The organism is Albidovulum denitrificans (assembly GCF_002973535.1).
GTDB classification, from domain to species: domain Bacteria; phylum Pseudomonadota; class Alphaproteobacteria; order Rhodobacterales; family Rhodobacteraceae; genus Albidovulum; species Albidovulum denitrificans.
This window is the reverse complement of sequence record NZ_PVEP01000001.1, coordinates 662,150-683,490: the sequence shown is the minus strand read 5'-3', so window position 1 is coordinate 683,490 and position 21,341 is coordinate 662,150. Positions and strand designations below refer to the sequence as shown.

Below are 21,341 nucleotides of genomic sequence, written 5' to 3'. Positions count from 1 at the left end.
CGAAAACCCGAAACGCTTTAACCCCGCATTCCCCGATTGACATGGGTTGGAACGTTCCGATAGATGAATTGGAACGTTCCAGATACATGGGGGAGGGCAGCATGAAATGGGCTCTGATCGGGGCGAGTACGATTGCCGCGCAATATGTGATCCGCGCCATCCGCGCCCAGAGCGGCGATGAGGTCGTCTGGCTGATCTCTGGCGATGCCGGGCGCGCCGCCGCCTATGCCGCAGAGCATGGGATCGTGAACCATGGCACCGACCTTGACGCGGCGCTGTCCGATCCGGCGGTGGATGCCGTCTATATCTCCACCACCAACGAAAAGCACTTTCCGCAGGCGATGGCGGCGATCGCGGCGGGCAAGCATGTGCTGTGCGAAAAGCCGCTGGCGATGACCGTGGACGAAGCAGCCCGGATGGTCGCGGCGGCCGAGGCGGCGGGGCTGGTCTTTGCCACCAACCACCACCTGCGCTGTTCGGGCAGCCACCGGGCCGTGCGCGACCTGATCGCGGGCGGCCGCATCGGGCGGGTCCTGTCAATGCGCCTCTTCCACGCCGTCCACCTGCCGCCGCATCTGCAAGGCTGGCGCATCAACGATGCGGCGGCGGGCGGCGGGGTCATTCCCGACATCACCGTCCATGACGCCGACGTGGCGCGCTTCATCCTGGGCGAGGAGCCGGAAACGGTCGTCGCGCAGATGGCGGCCTCGGGCATGGGGCAGGGGGTCGAGGACAGCGCGATGTCGGTCTGGTCCATGCCGTCGGGCGCGATGGTGATGAGCCATGAGAGCTTCACCCATCCCTTCGCGGGGTCCGGGTTTGAGGTGCATGGCACCGAAGGGTCGATCTTCGCGCAGGGTGTCATGACCCAGAACCCGGTGGGGGAGGTGGAGCTGGTCAGTGCCGCCGGGCGCGAGGCGATCCCGTTCCCGACCCATGACCTTTACACGCAGGGCCTTGCCGATTTCGGCGCTGCCGTGCGCGGGCAGGGGCGGCCTGCCGCCGATGGCCGGGATGGTGTAAGGTCGCTTGCAGTTGCCTTCGCGGTGCGCGCGGCGGCGCAAAGCGGGACCCGGCAGATCGTCAATTACGGGGAAAGCGCATGAGCAAGGTCGTCAGCGCCGCAGCGGCGGCGGAATGTATCGCGGACGGGGCCGTTGTCACCGTCTCCTCCTCCTCCTCTCTCGGTTGCCCGGATCTGGTGCTGAAGGCCATCGGAGAGCGGTTCGAGGCCGAGGGCCATCCCCGCGGCCTGACCACGCTGCACCCGATTGCGGCGGGGGACATGTACGGGGTGAAGGGCATCGACCACATCGCGAAGGACGGGCTCTTGGCCAAGGTGCTGGCGGGGTCCTACCCGTCGGGCTCCTCCAACCTGCCGATGCCCGAGATCTGGAAGATGATCGTCGAGGACCGGATCCCGGCCTATAACGTCCCCTCCGGCATCATGTTCGACATGCACCGTGAGGCGGCCGCCCGCCGTCCCGGTGTCCTGACCCGGACCGGGTTCGACACTTTCGCCGATCCGATCCGCGAGGGCTGCGCGATGAATGCCCGCGCGGCGGCGGAGCCCATCGTGCGGCGGGTGGAGTTCGACGGCGAAACCTGGCTGCATTTCCCCAATATCATCCCCAATGTCTGCATCCTGCGGGCGACGACGGCGGATGAATTCGGCAACCTGACCTATGAGCATGAGGGCGCCTATCTTGGCGGTCTGGAACAGGCGATCTGCGTGCGCAACCATGGCGGGCTGGTGATCGCGCAGGTCTCCCGCGTGACCGCGCGCGGCTCGCTGCGTCCGCATGACGTGCGGGTGCCGGGGCATCTGGTCGACCTTGTCGTCATCGACCCCGACCAGAAACAGACCTGCGAAACCCCCTATGACCCGGCCATCTCGGGCCAGATCATGCGCCCCTGGTCCAGCTTCCGCACCCCCGATTACGGGGTGGAAAAGGTGATCGCCCGGCGCGCGGCGATGGAGCTTCGCTCTGGCATGACCGCCAATCTCGGCTTCGGCATCTCGGCCCAGGTGCCGCGGATTTTGCTTGAGGCCGGGCATCCCGAGGCGGTCACATGGGCCATTGAACAGGGCGCGGTGGGGGGCATGCCGCTGACCGATTTCGCCTTTGGCTGCGCGTCGAACGCGGATGCCTTCGTGCCCTCGCCGCAGCAGTTCATCTTCTTTCAAGGCGCGGGGTTCGACGTCGCCTTCCTGTCGTTCCTTGAGGTCGATGTGGAGGGTAACGTCAATGTCTCCAAGCTTGGCAAGAAGCCCTTCCTGACCGCCGGATGCGGCGGGTTCGTGGATATCACTTCGCACGGGAAGAAGATCGTCTTTTCCGGCTGGTTCGAGGCCGGGGCAGAGATTGAGTTGTCGGAAACCGGTATCCGCGTGAAAAAGCCCGGCAAGTTCACCAAGATGGTCGGGGCGGTTGAGCATGTCACCTTCTCCGGCCGCCGGGCGCGCGAACAGGGGCAGGAGGTGCTTTATGTCACCGAACGCTGCGTGATGCGGCTGGACGAGGGCGGGCTGATCGCGACGGAGATCATGCCGGGCATCGAGCCGGAGCGCGACATCGTCGCCGCCTCGCACGGGCGGGTGCGGGTGGCCGGGAACGCCGAAACCATGCCGCTGTCGCTTCTGTCCAAAGCGCCAATGGAGTGGAACCAGTGAGCCGCGTTTCGCTTGAGATCACCGGCGGGATCGCCCGGCTGAGGCTGGAAAACCCGGCCAAGATGAACGCCTTTACCATCCCGATGCTGCGCGATCTGGAAACCCATCTGATCGCCATCGAACAGGACCCTGCCATCCGCGCGGTCATCCTGACGGGCGAGGGGGATCGCGCCTTTTGCACCGGGGCCGACATCAACGCCTGGGGCGATCTGTCGCCCGCCGAGTTCGCCCGCCACTGGGTGCGCGATGGGCATCGGATCTTCGACCGGCTGGCGCGGCTGTCGAAACCTGTCATCGCGGCGCTGAACGGCCATGCCTTCGGCGGCGGGCTTGAGCTTGCCGCCTGCGCCGATATCCGCGTCATGGCGCCCCGCGCGACGCTGGCCCTGCCCGAGGCGCGCGTGGGGATCGTGCCGGGCTGGTCGGGGACGCAGCGCCTTTGCCGGCTTCTGCCGGAAGCGGCGGTGAAGGAAATGGCGCTTTTCGGTCGCCGGATCGGGGCGGAGCGGGCGGTGGGGCTGGGCTTTGCCGTCGAGGTGGCCGAGGACGTGTCGGCCACCGCGACCGCCATCGCCGAAGAGGCCGCGACGCTTTCCCCCCGCGCGGTGGAGATCACCAAGACCATGATCCACGCCGCCGTGGCCGAGGATCGCGGCGCCATGGTCGAGGCGCTGGGATCGGCCGCCATCGCCGCCAGCGACGACCGTGCCGAGGGCGTCGCCGCCTTTCGCGAAAAGCGCAAAGCGGACTTTCCGGGGACCTGAGCCATGACCGACCTGACCATCATCACCAAGGCCGATCTGGCCCTTCCCGCCGAACCGCTGGCCCTGCGCCACTATATCGACGGCGCATGGCGTGACAGTGCCGATGGCGCGGTCTGCGAACGCATCGCGCCGTCCCATGGCGTCACCGTCAGCCGCGCGGCGATGGGCGGCGTGGCAGAGGCCGACGCCGCCATCGCCGCGGCCCGTCATGCCTTCGACGATGGCCGCTGGAGCCGGATCTCCGGCAAGGATCGGGCAACGGTCCTTCTGCGCGTCGCCGATCTGATCGAGGAGAATGTCGAGCGCTTCGCCCTGATCGAGACGCTGGAAACCGGCAAGCCCATCACCCAGGCGCGGGGTGAGGTGGGGGGCGCTGCCGACCTTTGGCGCTATGCCGCCGCGCTCGCCCGCACCAGCCATGGCGACAGCCACAACACGCTTGGCCCCGACATGCTGGGCGTGGTGCTGAAGGAGCCGATCGGGGTCGTTTCCATCATCACGCCGTGGAACTTTCCGTTCTGGATTCTCGGTCAGAAACTGCCCTTCGCGCTTGGCGCGGGCTGCACCTGCGTCGTGAAACCGTCGGAAATGACGCCTTCGACCACCGCGCTTCTGGCGGAGTTGCTGGATCAGGCGGGGCTGCCGCCCGGCGTCTGCAACATCGTCCTGGGCTATGGCGACCCGGTCGGCAGCCGGATGGTGACGCATGACGATGTGGACATGGTGACCTTCACCGGCTCTACCGCTGTGGGCAAGAAAATCACCGCGCTTGCGGCCGGGACGCTGAAGAAGGTGGCGCTTGAGCTTGGCGGCAAGAACCCGCAGGTGATCTTCCCCGACGCCGATCTGGACAGCGCCGCCGACGCGGTGACCTTCGGCGTCTATTTCAACACCGGCCAGTGCTGCAATTCCTCAAGCCGGATCATCGTGCATGAGGATATCGCCGACGCCTTCACCGCCCGCGTCGTGGCGCTGTCGCGGCAGGTGGCGTTTGGCAACCCGCTGAACCCCGACACGCAGGTCGGCGCCATCGTGACCGCCGCGCATCAGGCCAAGATCGACGGCTATGTGCGGGACGCGGTCGCGGCGGGGGCGGAGGTCTGCCTTGGCGGCGGCGCGCTGAGCGTGCCGGGCCTCGGGCATCAGTTCTATCAGCCCACCATCGTCCGTGGCGTCACGCCCGACATGGCCATCGCGCGGGAAGAGGTCTTTGGCCCGGTCCTGACCGTGCTGACCTTCCGCGACGCCGAAGAGGCCATCGCGCTGACCAATGACGCAAGCTATGGTCTGTCGGCGGGGGTGTGGAGCGAGAACGTCCATACCTGCCTTGATTTCGCGCGCCGCGCCGCCGCCGGGACGGTCTGGACCAACACCTGGATGGACGGCTTCCCCGAGATCGCCTTTGGCGGGATGAAGCAATCCGGGCAGGGGCGGGAGATCGGCCAATACGGGTTCGACGAGTTCCTTGAGGTCAAATCGGTCGTCATGCGCATCGGGCGCACACGCGCCCCCTGGGTGCGGACCGGAACGGGTGGGTAGCGGGCCATGGCCGGGGTCGACATCATCGTCATCGGATCGGGGATGGGGGGCGCGACGCTGGCGGCGGCGCTGGCGCCCACCGGGCGGCGCATCCTGATCCTGGAACGCGGCGGGCGGCTGGCCGATTGCCCCGAGGCGCGCGATGACCTCGCGATCTTTGCGCGTGGCCATTTCCGCCCGAAGGAGGAGTGGCTGGACGGGCAGGACCGGCCCTTCAATCCGGGCAATTACTACTACGCGGGCGGCAATTCGAAATTCTTCGGCGCGGTTTTCACCCGCTACCGGCAGGCCGATTTCACGCCGGTCCGCCACATGGGCGGCACCACGCCCGGCTGGCCCATCAGCTACGCCGAGCTTGAGCCGTTCTATCAGCAGGCCGAGACGTTTTATCAGGTGCGCGGCCAGATCGGCGAGGACCCGACCGAACCGCCCCATTCCGGCCGCTACCCCCATCCGCCGGTGCCGGACGAACCCGCCATTGCCGATCTCAGGCGGCGGCTGGCGGCGGTCGGGCTGCACCCGTCCTCGCTGCCGCTTGGCGTCGATATCGACCGCTGGCTGGCCAAGGGGCGCACCCCATGGGACGCCTTCCCCAACACGCGCGGCGGCAAGATGGATGCCGAGACGGTCGGCCTGACGGTGGCGCTGTCCCATCCGAACGTGACGCTGCGCACCGGGGCAAGGGCCACGCGGCTGATCGCCGATGCCTCGGGCCGTATCACCGGGGTCGAGGTGGAGGGCGTGGAAGGGCGCGAGACCCTGCATGCGCCGCTTGTCGTCCTTGCCGCAGGCGCGGTGCAAAGCGCGGCGCTGCTTCTCGCCTCGGCCGACGCGGCGCGGCCGGGCGGGCTGGCCAACCGCTCCGGTCAGGTCGGGCGCAATTTCATGAACCACAACTGCTCTGCCGTCCTTGCGCTGCATCCGTTGCGGCGGAACCGTTCCGTCTATCAGAAAACATTCCAGATCAACGACTTCTATGAGGCCGGCGGGCCGGGTGGCGCGCCGCTGGGCAATATTCAGCTTCTTGGCAAGATCTCCGGCCCGATCCTTGCGGCCTCATCCCCGCTGCCGGGTTGGGCCGCGCGCTGGATCGCCGCGCGGTCGGTCGATCTTTACGCAATGTCCGAGGATCTGCCGAACCCCGAAAGCCGCGTCACGCTGAAGGACGGGCAGATACGGCTCGACTGGAAGCGGTCGAACTGGGCCGCGCATGAGGCGCTGGTGGCAAAGCTGAAACAGGCGCTGCGCAGGGCGGGCTATCCTGTGGTGATGTCGCAGCCCTTCGACCGGCGCACGCCGTCGCATCAATGCGGGACGGCGCGGATGGGGGCGGACGCGGGCGCAAGCGTGGTGGACACATTCTGCCGCAGCCACGATCACCCGAACCTTTACATCTCCGACGCCTCGGTCCTGCCGACCTCGGCGGCGGTCAACCCGGCCCTGACCATCGCGGCCCTGTCGCTGCGCGCGGCGGACCATATCCGCAGGACGGAGCTTTCGGGATGAACAGAGGGACGGGAGAGGCAGGTCAGGGGGACGGCATGGAAAAGGGTTACGATTTCATCGTCATCGGCGCCGGGTCGGCCGGGTCGGTCGTCGCCGCAAGGCTGAGCGAGGATCCGGCCGTCAAGGTCCTGCTGCTCGAGGCCGGGGGCGGCGACGGCAACCCGCTTTACCACCTGCCCGCCGGTTTCGCGAAAATGACCAAGGGCATCGGGTCCTGGGGCTGGGACACCGCTCCGCAGCGGCACATGAAGGGCAAGGTCTTCCGCTATACGCAGGCGAAGGTGCTGGGCGGCGGTTCGGCCATCAACGCGCAGATCTACACGCGCGGCAATGCGCAGGATTACGACGACTGGCGCCAGATGGGCTGCACCGGCTGGGGCTATGACGACGTGCTGCCCTATTTCCGCAAGGCCGAGGATAACGACACGTTCGAGAACCGCTTTCACGGCAAGGGCGGACCCCTTGGCGTCAGCCAGCCCATCGCGCCACTGCCGATCTGCGAGGCGTATTTCGAGGCGGCGGCAGCGCTTGGCATCCCGCGCAACATGGATATCAACGGAGAGGCGCAGGACGGCGTCTGCTATTACCAACTGACGCAGCGCAACGCGCGCCGGTCGTCCGCCGCGATGGCCTATCTGGCGCCGAACCGGGGCCGGGCGAACCTGACCGTGCGCACCCGCGCGCCGATCCGGCGGCTGCTGGTCGAAGGCGGCCGGGCGGCGGGGGTCGAGATGATGGATGGCAGCCGCATCGCGGCGGGGACAGAGGTGATCCTGTCCTCGGGCGCCATCGGTTCCCCCCGCCTCTTGCAACTGTCCGGCATCGGCCCGGCAGAGGAGCTTCGCGCGCTGGGGATCGCCCCGGTCCTTGACCAGCCGAACGTGGGCGCGAACCTACAGGACCACCTTGACCTTTATTGCATCTGCGAACTCTCTGGCCCCTACAGCTATGACCGCTACGCCAAACCGCACTGGGCCGCGCTTGCCGGGCTGCAATACCTGCTGACGCGCAAGGGGCCGGTTGCCTCTTCGCTTTTTGAAACCGGCGGCTTCTGGTATGCCGACCCCGATGCCCGTTCCCCCGACCTTCAGTTCCACCTTGGCCTTGGCACCGGGATCGAACATGGCGTGGCGGCGATGCCGATGGGGGGCGTCACGCTGAACTCCTGCCACCTGCGGCCCCGCTCGCGCGGCTCTGTCCGGCTGCAATCGGCGGACCCGGCCAAGGCGCCGCTCATCGACCCGAATTACCTGCAAGACCCGCATGACCGCGCCATGTCCATCGCGGGCCTGAAGCTGACGCAGCAGATCCTTGCGCAGGCGCCCCTGAAACCCTTCATCAAGGCCGAACGCCTGCCGGGGCCGGAGGTCAGGACCGAGGCCGACTATTTCGATTTCATCTGCCAGCATTCCAAGACCTCACACCACTGCGTCGGCACCTGCCGCATGGGGCCGGATGACGGCGCCGTCGTGGACATCCGGCTGCGCTTCAACGGGATCGACGGGTTGCGCGTCGTCGACAACTCCATCATGCCGACGGTGATTTCGTCGAACACCAACGCCGCGGCGATCATGATCGGCGAAAAGGCCGCCGACATGATCCGCGAAGACCATGCCTGAAGGGGGCGCCATGATCCGCCACATCGTCCTGATCCGTTTCAACCCCGACCTGCCCGAGGCTGAGGTCGCCGACATCTTCGATGAGTTGCACGCCATCGAGGGCAAGGTGGCGGGGCTGATGAACATCCGCTCCGGCCGCTCCGAAAGCCCCGAGAAGATCGAGCGGGGCTATATGCACGGCTTCACCGCCGATTTCACCGACTGGGCGGCGCTGGCGGCCTATCAGGACCACCCGGCGCACCGCAAGCTGGGCGCGCGGCTGGTGGCCAATGCGGTCGGCGGGCTGGACGGTATCCTTGTCTTCGACCTGCCGGTGACGGCGGGCGAAGGGTAGGGGAATGGAGCGCAGGCCCACCATCATCGACGTGGCGCGGGCGGCGGGCGTGTCGAAATCGACCGTCAGCCTTGTCCTGCAAAACAGCGCTTCGGTGCGCGCGGAAACCCGCGCCGCCGTCCGCGCGGCGATGGAGGCGTTGGGCTATGTCTATAACCGCGCCGCCGCCAACCTCAGAAGCTCCGGCGCCGGGCTGATCGGCCTTGTCATCAACGACCTGCGCAACCCCTTCTTCACCGAATTCGCCATCTCGCTTCAGATGGCGCTGTCGGAACGCGGCTTTGCGGCGGTGCTGGCCAATACGGACGAAACCCCCGCGCTTCAGGCGCAGGTGATCGGGGCGATGATCGAACATGGTGTTTCCGCCCTGATCGTCTCGCCCGCCTATGGCGGGGGGGAGACGGGCTTTGACGCCATCGCCCGCGCCGGGCTGCCCGCGATGCAGGTGTTGCGTCGGGTGGACGGGCGCACCGACCTCTTTCCCTTTGCCGCGCCCGATTACCCGGCGGGCAGCCGTCTTGCGACCGAACACCTGATCGCGGAAGGCGCGCGAAACATCGCCTTTGTCGGCGGGTTGGAGGGCCGGATGGTGACGGAAGAACGGCTGGCGGGCTATCGCGCGACGCTGGCGGGCGCGGGGCTGGCGCCCCTTGTCCTGCCGGGCCGGTCGGGCCGCAGCATGGGGCGCGCCATGGCCCGGCGGCTGGCCGAGGATCATCCCGAGGTCGACGCCGCGCTCTGCTTCAACGATCAGGTGGCGCTGGGGCTTCTCTCCGGTTGCGCCGAGATCGGCCGCCCGGTCGGCCCCGGCGGGCTGCGCATCGTCGGCTTCGACGATATCGAGGATTGCGCCCAAAGCTGGCCGCCGCTCAGTTCCGTGCGCTGCGACATTGCCGGGTTCGGGCAGGCGGTGGCCGCGACGATCCTCGCCTGGGTCGAGGGCGACGTGACGCCCCCGGCCGAAGATCGCCCCGCCGTCGATCTGGTCATCCGGGCGTCCAGCGCCGCCCAGCCGTCCAAGGAAAGATAGACCCATGCCCGCCCCCATCGACCAGTCCATCCTTGACGCGCTGACCGATGTCGACATGCCGCGCCTGCCGCCCGAACCGGCGCCTGGCGGCGCGGTCAAGGTCGCGGGTCACCGCATCCCCGTCCATACCTCTGGCGCCATCGTCCTTGGCAGCGGCGCGGCGGGCCTGCGCGCGGCGGTTGAGATGACGCGGCGCGGGATCGACGTTGCGGTCCTGACGCAAAGCGCCTGGGGCGGAACCTCGGCCTGCTCCGGCTCGGACAAGCAGACGCTGCACACCGCCAACACCGCCGACCGGGGCGACAATTACCGCGCCATGGCCCGCGCCATCCGCGCGGGCGGCGCGATGGATGAGGATACCGCCTATATTGAGGCGGTCGGGTCGGGCCGCGCCATGGCGTCGCTGCAATATCTCGGCCTGCCGCTGCCGCAGGATGCCTATGGCGGGACGCTGCGCTACCAGACCGACCATGACGAAACCGGCCGCGCCACAAGCTGCGGGCCGCGCACCTCGCGCCTGATGGTCAAGGTTCTGGCGGAAGAGGCGATCCGGCTGGGCGTGGCGATCTTCAACCAGACCACGGGCGTGCGGATCATTGAGGGGACGGACGGCCCCGACGGCATCCTGACCGTGCGCGCGAAGGACCGGGCGGAGGCGAACCCCTGGGGGCTGGCGCTTTTCCGTGCGCCGGTGATCGTGCTCGCCGCCGGTGGTCCAGGGGAGCTTTACCGTGACAGCGTCTTCCCCAACGGCTGCTTCGGCGCGCTTGGCCTTGCGCTTGAGGCGGGGCTGGACCTCGTCAACCTGACCGAAAGCCAGTTCGGCATCGGCACAAGGCGCGAGGGGTTCCCGTGGAACCTGTCGGGGACCTATGTGCAGGCCATGCCGCATATCTATTCGGTCGATGAGGAGGGGACGGAACACCCATTCCTGGCCGCCTATTACCGCACGACGCGGGAACTGGCGTCGAACATCTTCCGCAAGGGCTATCAATGGCCCTTCCATGCCAGCCGGATGCTCGATTTCGGGTCGAGCCTTGTCGATCTGGCGATCTACCGCGAGGGGGAGCTGGGGCGGCGCGTCTTCATGGATTTCAACCGCAACCCGCTTCCGGTGCCGGGGGATCAGCCCTTCAGCCTGTCGCGGCTGGATGCCGATGTGTCCGACTATCTGACCACGGCGGGCGCGGTGCAGGACAGGCCCATCGACCGGCTGCGGCACATGAACCCGCTCTCGATCGAGCTTTACCGCCGCTACAAGATCGACATCGCCGCCGAGCCGCTGGAATTCGCCGTCAACAACCAGCACATGAACGGCGGGATCGCGGTCGATATCTGGGGCCGCTCCTCCCGCCCCGGCATTTATGCGGTGGGGGAGGCGGCCGGCACCCATGGCGTCACCCGCCCCGGCGGTTCCGCCCTGAACGCGGGGCAGGTCTTTGGCACAAGGGTGGCGGAGCATATCGCCGCGACGGGCCGTGCGCAGCCGCCTGACGGGGCGGTGCCGGTGGCGGAACTGGCCCGCGCCGTGGCCCGGATCGGCGCCATCGCGAACCCGAAAAGCGCTTTGAAGATCAACGATGTGAAGCGCGAGGTTCAGGCGAGGATGAGCGAGCGGGCGGGTCTTTTCTGCACCCCATCCGGCGTGACCGGGGCGCTGACCGAGGCGCGGGCCTTGACTGCCGAGATACGCGGGCAGGGCATCGCGCCGGGCCGTGCCGCCGAACTGGGCCGGGTGGTGCAATGGCAGCAGATGGCGCTGGTGTCCGAGGCGGTTCTGACGGCGCTGGATTTCTACATCTCCCATGGCGGCGGCAGTCGGGGGGCGCGGGCGATCTGCGATCCGGCGGGCAGCCGGGTGCCGGAGGGGCGAAGCGGCCCGCTTGACGCCTATCGCTTCCGCGAGGAAGGCGCGGGCGACCGGGATGAACAGATCACCTTAAGCCTGTCGGGCGACGCCTTCGCCGTCACGACGCGCCCCAACCGCGCCCTTGACGAACACCGCCGGGCTTTCTTCGAACGCGACTGGCCCGCCTGGCTGACCGGCGCGATCTATCGGGGGAACGGCGCGTGAAGGTCGTCAGCATTGGCGAGGCGATGGTGGAGCTTGCGCCGGTGGGCGAGGGCCTCTTTCGCCGGGGTTTTGCGGGCGACACCTACAACACCGCCTGGCACATGGCGCAGCTTCTGGGCGGCCGCGCCGAGGTCGGCTTTGCGACCCGTGTCGGGCAGGACAGCCTGTCGGACAGCTTTGTCGCGGGGCTTCAGGCGGACGGGCTGTCCATCGCGGGCGTCGGGCGGGACGCGGCCCGCACGATGGGGCTTTACCTGATCGAACTCGACGGGGTGGAGCGGCGCTTTCACTACTGGCGCAGCACCTCGGCCGCGCGGAGGCTGGCCGACGATCCGGCAGCGCTTGGCGCCGCCTTCGAGGGTGCCGGGCTGATCCATCTGTCGGGCATCACGCTGGCGATCCTTGCGCCCGATGCGCGCGCCCGGCTGCGTGACGCGCTGGCCAGGGCGCGCGGGCAGGGCGCGCGGATTTCCTTCGACCCGAATATCCGCCCCCGTCTCTGGTCCTCGCCCGACGAGGTCCGCGAGGTGCTGCCGGGCTTCCTGTCGCTCACCGACGTGATCCTGCCCAGCTTCGATGATGAGGCCGCGACCTGGGGCGATGCCGACCCCGCCGCGACCGTGGCGCGCTATCGCGCGGCAAGGATCGGGGAGATCGTGGTCAAGAACGGCGCGGGCGCGGTCACGGCCTGCCTCGACGGGACCTGCGAAAGCCACCCCACGCCGCCGGTGACGGGCATCCGCGACACGACCGGCGCGGGGGATGCCTTCAACGCGGGTTACCTCGCCGCCCGGCTGACCGGCGCCGGGCTGGGCGAGGCCATCGCGCGCGGTCAGGCCACCGCCGCCGCCGTGCTGCAATCGCCGGGCGCGCGGGCGCTGCCGGAAAAGCTGGCGGCGTGCCGCGCGCTTTTCGCCTGACGCAGCCTATAGCATTTCGGGTTTACACTGAATCAGAATTCGAACTTATTTCGTTCGAATTCCGATACTTACGTTCTCAACGTAAACCCGAAACGCTTTACCCGCCGCCGCCCAACGCCACCGACATGAAGGCGCGGAAGACGCCCGTCGCGGGCGACAGGGGGCGCGCGTTGGACCAGGCAAGGCCCACATCCATGCTCGGCACCTCATCATTCAGCGTGCGCAATTCGATCCGCTGACCTTCCAGCGACCAGGGCCGATAGACCATGTCCGACAGGATCGTGACCCCCATCCCGGCCGCGACGAGGGATCGGACCGCCTCGACCGAACTCGTCGCGAAAACCACGTTCGGCTCAAGCCCGGCCTTGTCCCAATAGCGCCCGGCGGTCACCCGTGCCTCATCCACCGTCAGCATGACGTAGGGTTCCGCCGCGACCTCGGCCAGCGTGACGCGGTCGGCGCCCAGAAGCCGGTGATCGGCGGGCAGCCAGAGCCTGCGGTGCGAGCGGAACAGCGGTTCGTGGTCGATCTCGGCGTGGTTGGCGAGGTTCGAGACCAGCATGACGGCGATGTCGATCCAGCCGTTGACGATACCCTTCTCGATCTCGCCGCGCGGCAGTTCCATCATTTCGATGGTGATGTCGGGATAGGCGCGGCGAAAGCGGGTGTAATGGCGCGACATGAAATAGCCCGCGACGGTATAGGTCGTCGCCACCCGCAGCGTCCCGGTCACGCCGCCGCTTTCGCCCAAGGGGCTGCGCACCGCGTCCTCGACCGCGGCGGTGATGTTGCGCGCATGGTTCAGGAACCGCGCGCCCTCGATCGTCGGGCGGACGCCGGTCGTGGTGCGTTCCAGAAGCGTGACGCCCAGCTGCGCCTCAAGCTGCTGAATCGCCGCCGTCACGGCGGATTGGGAGATGTTCATCTCCATCGCCGCATGGCTGATCTGCCCGGTCTCGGCGGCGGCAAGAAAATAGCGCACCTGTTTCAGCGTCAGCGACATGATCGCACCTCTTGTATCGAATTTTCAGATACGGTCATGCAATTTTTCGAATTTTACAATACGAAGAACCCGTCGCAACATTCCCTTGATCACGGCATCCGGGGGGTAAGATGGCGATCACCATCAATTGCGACATGGGCGAAAGCTTCGGCCTTTACCGGATGGGCGACGATGCGGGGATGATGCCCTTCATCGACATCGCCAATGTCGCCTGCGGGTTTCATGCGTCCGATTTCAACCACATGCGCGCGACGGTGCAACTGGCCAAGAAACATGGCGTGAAAGTCGGCGCGCATCCCTCGCTGCCCGATCTTCAGGGCTTTGGCCGACGTGAAATGAAGATGGGCCGGGAGGAGATGGCGAATTGCCTGATTTACCAGATCGGCGCGCTGTCGGGGTTCCTGAAGGCCGAGGGGATGGAGCTGAACCATATCAAGCCGCATGGCTCCCTCTTCGGGATGGCCGGGCGGCTGGAGGAGATCGCGCAGGCGGTCTGCGACGCGGCCGATGTCTACACCGTGCCGCTTCTGGGCATGACCGGCACACTGCATGAAACCGTTTATCCCGCGCGCGGCCACAGGATGATCGCCGAATATTACGGCGATCTGGATTATCGCCCCGATGGTACGCTGATCGTGACGCGCGAGCATGACGCGAAGGACCCCGACGAGATGGCGGCCCGCGTTCTGCGCGCCATCGAGCAGGGTGAGGGGACGGCGACCGACGGGTCCCATTTCCCGACGCGCTGCGAATCGATCTGCATCCATTCCGACACGCCCAACGCGCTCGACATCGCCCGCGCGGTGCGCACCGCCATCGCCCCTTACTCCGAGAAGAGGACCTGACCCATGACGCAGATATTGTCCCCCTTGCCCGGCACTTTCTACCGCGCCTCCTCGCCCGACAAGCCGCCCTACAAGGCCGATGGCGACAGCGTGGCGGTGGGCGACGTGATCGGGCTGATCGAGGTGATGAAAAGCTTTCACGAGGTGAAGGCCGAGGTCGCGGGGGCCAATGTCCGCTTCGCGGTCGACAATGAGGAACCCGTGATGGCGGGCGCGGTTCTGGCGGATCTCGACTGATGCTGAAAAAGCTTCTGATCGCCAATCGCGGGGAAATCGCGGTCCGGGTGATCCGGGCGGCGCGGGACCTTGGCATCCGGACGGTCGCGGTTCATTCCGACGCCGATGCCGAAGCGCTGCATGTGCTGATCGCGGATGAGACGGTGAATATCGGCCCCCCGGCGGCGAAGAAAAGCTATCTGAATGTCGAGGCGATCCTGAAGGCCGCCGCCGATACCGGCTGCGACGCCGTCCATCCCGGCTATGGCTTTCTGGCCGAGAATGCGGCGTTTTCCGATGCGGTGACGGCGGCGGGGATGGTCTTTGTCGGCCCCTCGGGCGATGCGATCCGGCTGATGGGCGACAAGGTCGCGGCGCGTTCGGCGGCCGCGGCGGCGGGTGTGCCTGTCGTTCCCGGTTCCACGGGCCGCGTGGCCGGGATCGAGGAGGCGCGCCATATCCTGACCGAGACCGGCTTTCCGGTCATGATCAAGGCCGCCGCCGGGGGTGGCGGGCGCGGCATCCGCATCGCGGGCAACCTCGCCGAGTTCGAGCAGGCCTTCCCGCAGGCCGAAGCCGAGGCGCTGGCCGCCTTCGGCGATGGCGGGCTTTACATGGAAAAGGTCATCGGACAGGCCCGCCATATCGAGGTGCAGGTGCTGGGCGACGGCACAGACGCGGTCCATTGCTACGAACGCGAATGCTCGCTCCAGCGCCGCCGCCAGAAAGTCTGGGAAGAGGCGCCGTCGATGGCGCTGTCGGATCGTGTGCGCGCGGAATTGTGCGCCAGCGCCGTCAGGCTCGCGCGCGAGGTCGGCTATTCCGGGGCGGGGACGGTCGAATACCTTTATGACGACGCGGCCGACCGCTTTTACTTCATCGAGATGAACACCCGCATTCAGGTCGAACATCCGGTGACCGAGATGATCACCGGCATCGACCTTGTGGCGGAGATGTTGCGGATTGCCGGGGGGGAGAAGCTGCGGCTGCGACAATCCGACATCGCCGTGCGCGGCCATGCGATCGAGGTGCGGCTGAACGCCGAAGACCCGGTCAACAACTTCGCGCCCTTCCCCGGAACCGTCACCGGGCTGCGCCTGCCGGGCGGGCCGGGGGTGCGGTTCGATTCGATGCTTTACGCCGGGTATCAGGTGCCGCCCTTCTACGACTCGCTGCTGGCCAAGCTTATCGTCCACGCCGAGGACCGCGACGGCGCGATCACCCGGCTGACCCGCGCGCTTGGGGAACTCCAGATCGACGGGCTGAAAACCACCAAACCGCTGTTCCTTGCGCTGGCCGATGATCCCGGTGTGCGGGCGGGGGCGGTTCATACGCGCTGGCTTGAGGGCTGGCTGGATGCTCATGCGGGCGCCGTCGCGGCGGCCGCGCAACTTTAGGAAGGGAGGGGCCATGTCGATCCGTTTCAGCTTTGGCGGTGACGAACACATCTTCGCCGAGGTTTCCGAATCCATGTCGCTTGAGGCGTTCTTCACCAGCCTCTCGATGACCAATGCCGTGCGGGAGGCCGGGATTTCCGGCGTGACCGAGATATGTCCGGCCAATGCCAGCTTCCAGATCAAGTTCGACCCCGACCGGATCAAGCCCGGCGATCTTCTGCGGGAGCTTCAGTCGATGGAGGGCGCGGCGTCGAAATCCGATGCCAGCCTCAGGACCCGGATCATGGAAATCCCGGTCTTCTATCAGGACCCCTGGACGCACGAAACGCTGATGCGCTTTCGCGAACGCCATCAGGACCCGAACGCGACCGATATCGAATATGCGGCCGAGATCAACGGCTTCAAATCCGTTGACGAGTTCATTGCCGCCCATTCGGGCAGCCCGTGGTTCGTCTCCATGGTCGGCTTCGTCGCCGGTCTGCCGTTCCTTTACCAGATGGTGGAACGGCAGCGGCAGATCGAGGTGCCGAAATACCTGCGGCCCCGGACCGATACGCCGAAACTGACCGTGGGCTATGGCGGCTGCTTTTCCTGCATCTATTCGGTGCGCGGCGCGGGTGGCTACCAGATGTTCGGCATCACGCCGATGCCGATCTACGACCCGGAACAGAAGGTCAGCTACCTGCGCGACGAGATGTGTTTCTTCAAGCCGGGCGACATCGTGAAATGGAAGCCGATCAGCCGCGACGACTACGACGCCGCGCTGGAGGAGGTTGAGCGTAATGCCTTCGAGCCGGTCGTGCGCGAATGCAGCTTCAGCCTGAGCGATTTCAACAAGGACATCGACGGCACCAATGCCAAGCTGATGGAGGTTCTCCATGGCCGTTAAAGTCATCACCCCCGGTCTGTCGACCACCGTTCAGGACCTTGGCCGTCCGGGCTTTTATCACCTCGGGATTCCTCTCTCCGGGGGCATGGACCGTTTCGCGCTGCGCGCCGCCAACATGCTGGTCGGCAATGAGGAGGGCGCGGCGGTGCTTGAGGCCGTGTTCCTGGGGCCGGAACTGGAATTCACCGCGCCTGCCACCGTCGCGATCACCGGCGGCGATCTGCCGCCAAAGCTGAACGGTGCGGAGCGCGAGAGCTGGTCGGCCTTCGAGGTCAGGGCGGGGGACCGGCTGTCCTTCGGTTTCCTGAAAGCGGGCGCGCGGGCCTATATCGCGGTCTCTGGCGGGATCGACGTTCCGGTGACGCTCGGATCGCGCTCCACCTATACGCTGGGCGCGCTTGGCGGGCATCAGGGCCGCGCGCTGGCTGCGGGCGATGAATTGCCGGTCGGGCAGGGGGGCAAGGGCGGCGGGTCCGTTCCGGCGACCCTGCGGCGGATGCCGGGCAACCCCGCCGAACTCAGGATGCTGCCGGGGCTTTACTGGCACCGGATCACCGGCGAAAGCGGCAAGCGGTTCTTCGCGGATACCTGGAAGGTCGCGCCCGAGGCGGACCGGATCGGATACCGCTTCCGGGGCGGCACAGCGCTTGATTTCGTGCCGCGTGAGCAGCCCTTCGGCGCCGGGTCGAACCCGTCGAATATCGTCGATGCCTGCTATCCCTACGGCTCCATCCAGGTGCCTGGCGGGACCGAGCCGATCGTGCTGCATCGCGACGCGGTGTCGGGCGGCGGCTACATGATGGTGGGCTGCGTGATCTCGGCCGACATGGACCTGATCGGCCAGCTTCAGCCGCATTCGCCCGCGCGCTTCGTCGAGGTGACGATGGATCAGGCGCTGGCGGCGCGGGCCGACCGGCAGGCCGCGATCCAGCGCGTGCGCGATCATCTGGGCCGCAACTGACCCCGTAGAGAGGAGAAAGACCATGGACAGGAACATCCTTCTGACCCGCCCGGCGCGTCTTCCGGCAAAAATCGCGCTGGTCCTGGCCGGGACCGCGCTGCTGGCGCTGGCGGCAAAGGTGCAGGTGCCGTTCTGGCCGGTGCCGATGACGCTGCAAACGCTGGCCGTCCTGATGATCGGCGCGACGTTTGGCGCGCGGATGGCGGGGGCGACGCTGCTCGCCTACCTTGCCGAGGGCGCGGTTGGCCTGCCGGTCTTCGCCTCGGGTGCGGGGCTGGCCTATATGGCGGGGCCGACGGGCGGCTACCTTCTGGGCTTCCTGCTGGCCGCGACCTTCGTGGGCCTTGCCGCCGACCGGGGCTGGCTGCGCGGGGTGGTGCCGGTGGCGGCGGTCATGTTCGCCGCGATGGCGCTGATCTACCTGCCGGGCGTGGCCTGGCTGGCGACGCTGATCGGGGCGGAGAAGGCCGTCGCGGGCGGTCTGATCCCGTTCCTGCCGGCCGAGGCGTTCAAGCTGGCGCTGGCCGTCCTTCTGGCCCGTCCGCTCGCCCGTCGCGGGCGCGGCTAGGGCCGGGCGGGGCGGCGATGCTGCGCGCGCAGGTCCTTGGGGGTCAGCCCGAACCGGGCGCGGAAGGCGCGGGAAAACTGCGCCTGATCCGCGAAACCCCGCGCATAGGCGATCTCGCCGATGCTGCGGGTGTTGGCCGGGTCGGACAGGTCCTCATGCGCGGCCTGCAAGCGCCGGTCGCGGATCCACTGGCCCAGCGTCGTGTTCGTCTCACGCAGCAATTCATGCAGATACCGGACCGAGATACCGCATCCGGCGGCGACGCTGTCGGGGCCAAGGTCGGGATCGTCGATATGGCGGTTCAGGAAGGCCTCGATCCGCGCCAGATGCGCGGCGCGGACGGTGGAGAGGCCCGAGGTCAGCACCCGTTCATCCGCTTGCAGCGCCAGCGCCAGAAGATCGACCAACTGCCGCCCGACGGTCAGCCGCGTCTCCTCGCTCATCATGTCATAGCGGTGCGGGATCAGGTGCAGCATGTCGACGAACAGCCCGTTGGCCCCGTTCGTCGCGTCGAATTCGAGCGAGCAGAAACGGTCGGGCGCCCGCACCCGCCCCGCCAGCATGTCCGAGGACAGTTTCAGCACCCAGAGGTCGGCGCATTCGGCATGGCTGAAATCGTAAGGCTCATGGCTGCGCTCGATGAAGAAGGCGCCGGGATTGGCGCGGATGTCCTTGCCGCATTGGGAAAATCGAAGCTCGGCCTTGGCAGGCACCGTGACCAGGAATTCCTCGGCCCGCTGCGCGGCCAGATGGCGCGGCAGGCGGCGGTAGAGAGCCGCGTCGGAGGTCAACCGCGAGAGGGAGACCGTGCCAAGGTCCCAACAGGTCAGTTCCCCGTCGAACGCCTCGGGCCGCCGGAACGTCAGGTCGAGCGGAAAGTAGGTACGCCCGATCGTCTCATGCCAGTGACGGCTGCGCGCCGCCGTGTCGATCCCGCGCGTGGTGATGGTGGTCTTCATCGCCGCGTCCTCCCTTCGCTTAGTGTGGAAGAGGGGCGTATGCCCTGTAAAGCTGCGTTTACGGTCAGGTCGGCGGAATGCGCTCAGCGTCAAAAAACCGTGCGCCCCGCGCAAAGACCGGCCTTCGGGGGCGGCGCTAGCCTTCCTGTCGCAACGGTGCAAAGAACGCCGCGCGACAGGGAGTATCCACCATTCCGCCGGGCCTTTCGCCCGACCGACGCCCTTTTGCGCGGCCTCAGAAGAGAGGCGCGATAATGGCCAAAGCTGCCAAAAAGCCCGTGAAGGTCGATCCGATCACACTATCGGTCGTGCGCGGGATTCTGGAAACCACCCAGCGCGAAATGACGCTGAGCCTGGAAAAGACCGCGCGGTCGAGCGTGTTCAACCTGGCGCATGACTATTCCACGGCGCTGTTCAACGCGGCGCCCGAGATGATCCTTCAGGGGCAGGATATTCCGATCCATCTCGGCTCTCTCATCCCGGCGATGAAGGTCGTCGCGGGGTATTTCGGCGACGACATCCACGAGGGCGACCTGATCATCCACAACGACCCCGCCTGGGGTGGCAGCCACGCCATCGACACCTGTTTCTACCGGCCGGTCTTCTGGAAGGGGCGCCTGAAATACTGGACCGTCTGCAAGGGCCACCTGACCGATGTCGGCGGCCCGGTGCCTGCGGGCTACAACCCCGGTGCGAAAGAGATCTACGCCGAATGCCTGCGCATTCCGCCCGTCAAGGTCTGGGACCGGGGCCAGCCGCGCAAGGACGTGCTGAACATGATCCTGACCAACATGCGCGCGCGCCGCGATCAGGAGGGCGACTTCAACGCGCTGATCGGCGCCTGCCAGGTTGGTGAACGCGCGCTTCTGAACATGCTTGAGAAGTATGGCGAGGAGCAGGTGGACGCCTGCGTCGATACGCTTCTGGACATGGCCGAAAAGCAGATGCGGACGCTGATCGCCTCCGTCCCCGACGGCACCTATGAGGGCGCGGCGATCCTTGAGGATGCGGGCCACGGCTTCGGCGATTTCGAGATCAAGGCGAAGGTCACGATCAAGGACGACACCTGCCATATCGAAATCTCAAGCCCGCCGCAGATCCCCTATTTCATCAACAGCTATGAGGGGAACAGCTATTCCGGCGTCTACCTTGGCCTGATGATGTTCGCCCAGCTGCCACCGCCTTATAACGAGGGGCTTTACCGCTGTGTCAGCGTGGACATGGGGCCGAAGGGGACGCTTTGCAACGCGAAAGAACCCGCGCCGCACATGAACTGCACCACCACGCCGATGGAGACGTTGACCGATGCGGTGCGTCTGGCGTTTGAAAAGGCGGTGCCGTCCAAGGTCTCGGCAAGCTGGGGCCACGCGAACGGGCTGAACATCGCGGGCTGGGACAAGCGGCATGATGAGGAATACGTCACGATGGTGCTGGCCACCATCATCTCCGGCGCGGGCGCCACGCCCAGCCAGGACGGCTGGCACGCCTGCGGGCCGGAATGCTGCTTCGGCGCGCTGACCTCGGGGGACGTGGAGCTTCTGGAATATTCCTACCCGATCATCATCCACCGCTACTCGCTGATGACCGACAGTGGGGGTGCGGGCAAGTTCCGCGGCGGGTCGGGAACGGCGTGGGAGGTGGAACCCCTCAACGACGACATGACCTTCATCACCTTCGGCGAAGGTCGCCGTATCCCGGCCGTCGGCGCGGCGGGGGCGGCCAGCACCATGGTGGGGACCAAGGTCGGGCGGCTGGAACTGGTCAAGGGCGACGATGCCAAGACGATCCGCGAGAACGTGATCGAGGTCATCAGGCCCGGCGACCGCATCACCAACATGAACCCCGGCGGCGGCGGCTATGGCAACCCGATGGACCGCGCCGTCGAAAAGGTCGTCTGGGACGTGAAGAACGGCCTCGTTTCACTGGAAGGCGCAAGGGAGGATTACGGCGTCATCATCAAGGACCCCGCGACGCTTGCCGTCGACATGACCGCAACCGATGCCCTGCGCGCAAGACGCCGCGCAACCGTGGCCGCGAACTGAG

The 21,341-nt window shown here is 67.0% G+C and carries 19 protein-coding genes; 17 read left to right on the top strand and 2 right to left on the bottom strand.

From position 1 onward, the window contains the following. The first annotated feature begins 101 nt into the window (after window positions 1-101). The 10 genes from LX70_RS03300 to LX70_RS03255 are packed head-to-tail and all read left to right on the top strand — an operon-like array spanning window position 102 to window position 12,460. A complete protein-coding gene (locus LX70_RS03300; protein ID WP_105513576.1) occupies window positions 102-1,106 on the top strand; it encodes a Gfo/Idh/MocA family protein in 1,005 nt (334 codons plus the stop codon). Further along, complete coding sequence (locus LX70_RS03295) at window positions 1,103-2,674, top strand: acyl CoA:acetate/3-ketoacid CoA transferase (RefSeq protein WP_105513084.1); 1,572 nt, start codon at window positions 1,103-1,105, stop codon at window positions 2,672-2,674. The genes LX70_RS03300 and LX70_RS03295 overlap by 4 nt, the downstream gene beginning before the upstream one ends. Beyond that, window positions 2,671-3,438: an enoyl-CoA hydratase/isomerase family protein gene (locus LX70_RS03290; RefSeq protein WP_105513083.1), complete on the top strand. Its 768-nt coding sequence runs from the start codon at window positions 2,671-2,673 to the stop codon at window positions 3,436-3,438. The genes LX70_RS03295 and LX70_RS03290 overlap by 4 nt, the downstream gene beginning before the upstream one ends. A gap of 3 nt (window positions 3,439-3,441) precedes the next feature. Beyond that, entirely contained in the window at window positions 3,442-4,977 is a 1,536-nt protein-coding gene (locus LX70_RS03285; RefSeq protein ID WP_105513082.1) for an aldehyde dehydrogenase family protein, read from the top strand. 6 nt (window positions 4,978-4,983) lie between these two features. Then, window positions 4,984-6,483, top strand: coding sequence for an FAD-dependent oxidoreductase (locus LX70_RS03280; protein ID WP_105513081.1), 1,500 nt, complete (start codon window positions 4,984-4,986; stop codon window positions 6,481-6,483). A gap of 35 nt (window positions 6,484-6,518) precedes the next feature. Beyond that, window positions 6,519-8,102 carry a GMC family oxidoreductase gene (locus LX70_RS03275; protein ID WP_105513080.1) on the top strand — a complete coding sequence of 528 codons (1,584 nt, stop codon included), beginning with the start codon at window positions 6,519-6,521 and terminating at the stop codon, window positions 8,100-8,102. 10 nt (window positions 8,103-8,112) lie between these two features. Then, window positions 8,113-8,436, top strand: a complete 324-nt coding sequence (locus LX70_RS03270; protein ID WP_105513575.1) for a Dabb family protein — start codon at window positions 8,113-8,115, stop codon at window positions 8,434-8,436. 4 nt (window positions 8,437-8,440) lie between these two features. Further along, complete coding sequence (locus tag LX70_RS03265) at window positions 8,441-9,466, top strand: LacI family DNA-binding transcriptional regulator (protein WP_105513079.1); 1,026 nt, start codon at window positions 8,441-8,443, stop codon at window positions 9,464-9,466. 4 nt (window positions 9,467-9,470) lie between these two features. After that, window positions 9,471-11,540 carry an FAD-dependent oxidoreductase gene (locus LX70_RS03260; protein WP_105513078.1) on the top strand — a complete coding sequence of 690 codons (2,070 nt, stop codon included), beginning with the start codon at window positions 9,471-9,473 and terminating at the stop codon, window positions 11,538-11,540. After that, entirely contained in the window at window positions 11,537-12,460 is a 924-nt protein-coding gene (locus LX70_RS03255; protein WP_105513077.1) for a sugar kinase, read from the top strand. The genes LX70_RS03260 and LX70_RS03255 overlap by 4 nt, the downstream gene beginning before the upstream one ends. A gap of 97 nt (window positions 12,461-12,557) precedes the next feature. Here the strand turns inward: LX70_RS03255 and LX70_RS03250 are convergent, their stop codons facing one another. Then, window positions 12,558-13,463, bottom strand: a complete 906-nt coding sequence (locus LX70_RS03250) for a LysR family transcriptional regulator (RefSeq protein ID WP_105513076.1) — start codon at window positions 13,461-13,463, stop codon at window positions 12,558-12,560. A 110-nt stretch (window positions 13,464-13,573) separates the two neighbouring features. Here LX70_RS03250 and LX70_RS03245 point away from each other — a divergent pair, with 110 nt between their 5' ends. Genes LX70_RS03245 through LX70_RS03220 form a run of 6 tightly spaced genes read left to right on the top strand, consistent with a single transcriptional unit; the run spans window position 13,574 to window position 18,339 of the window. Beyond that, window positions 13,574-14,308 carry a LamB/YcsF family protein gene (locus LX70_RS03245; RefSeq protein ID WP_105513075.1) on the top strand — a complete coding sequence of 245 codons (735 nt, stop codon included), beginning with the start codon at window positions 13,574-13,576 and terminating at the stop codon, window positions 14,306-14,308. Between the two features lie 3 nt (window positions 14,309-14,311). Further along, a complete protein-coding gene (locus LX70_RS03240) occupies window positions 14,312-14,545 on the top strand; it encodes an acetyl-CoA carboxylase (protein ID WP_105513074.1) in 234 nt (77 codons plus the stop codon). After that, window positions 14,545-15,921 (top strand): acetyl-CoA carboxylase biotin carboxylase subunit, encoded by a 1,377-nt coding sequence (locus LX70_RS03235; RefSeq protein ID WP_105513073.1) that lies wholly within the window; start codon window positions 14,545-14,547, stop codon window positions 15,919-15,921. The genes LX70_RS03240 and LX70_RS03235 overlap by 1 nt, the downstream gene beginning before the upstream one ends. 13 nt (window positions 15,922-15,934) lie before the next feature. Beyond that, window positions 15,935-16,810, top strand: coding sequence for a 5-oxoprolinase subunit B family protein (locus LX70_RS03230; protein WP_105513072.1), 876 nt, complete (start codon window positions 15,935-15,937; stop codon window positions 16,808-16,810). Then, on the top strand, window positions 16,800-17,771 hold the full coding sequence (locus tag LX70_RS03225) for a 5-oxoprolinase subunit C family protein (protein WP_105513071.1): 972 nt from the start codon (window positions 16,800-16,802) through the stop codon (window positions 17,769-17,771). Before LX70_RS03230 ends, LX70_RS03225 begins: the two co-directional genes overlap by 11 nt. 22 nt (window positions 17,772-17,793) lie before the next feature. Continuing rightward, window positions 17,794-18,339: a biotin transporter BioY gene (locus LX70_RS03220; protein ID WP_105513070.1), complete on the top strand. Its 546-nt coding sequence runs from the start codon at window positions 17,794-17,796 to the stop codon at window positions 18,337-18,339. Here LX70_RS03220 and LX70_RS03215 read toward each other — a convergent pair. Further along, window positions 18,336-19,298, bottom strand: coding sequence for an AraC-like ligand-binding domain-containing protein (locus LX70_RS03215; RefSeq protein WP_105513069.1), 963 nt, complete (start codon window positions 19,296-19,298; stop codon window positions 18,336-18,338). The genes LX70_RS03220 and LX70_RS03215 overlap by 4 nt on opposite strands. Before the next feature lie 254 nt (window positions 19,299-19,552). Between LX70_RS03215 and capB the strand changes: the two genes are divergently transcribed. Beyond that, window positions 19,553-21,340: a caprolactamase subunit beta gene (capB, locus tag LX70_RS03210; protein WP_105513068.1), complete on the top strand. Its 1,788-nt coding sequence runs from the start codon at window positions 19,553-19,555 to the stop codon at window positions 21,338-21,340. Window position 21,341 lies beyond the last annotated feature (1 nt).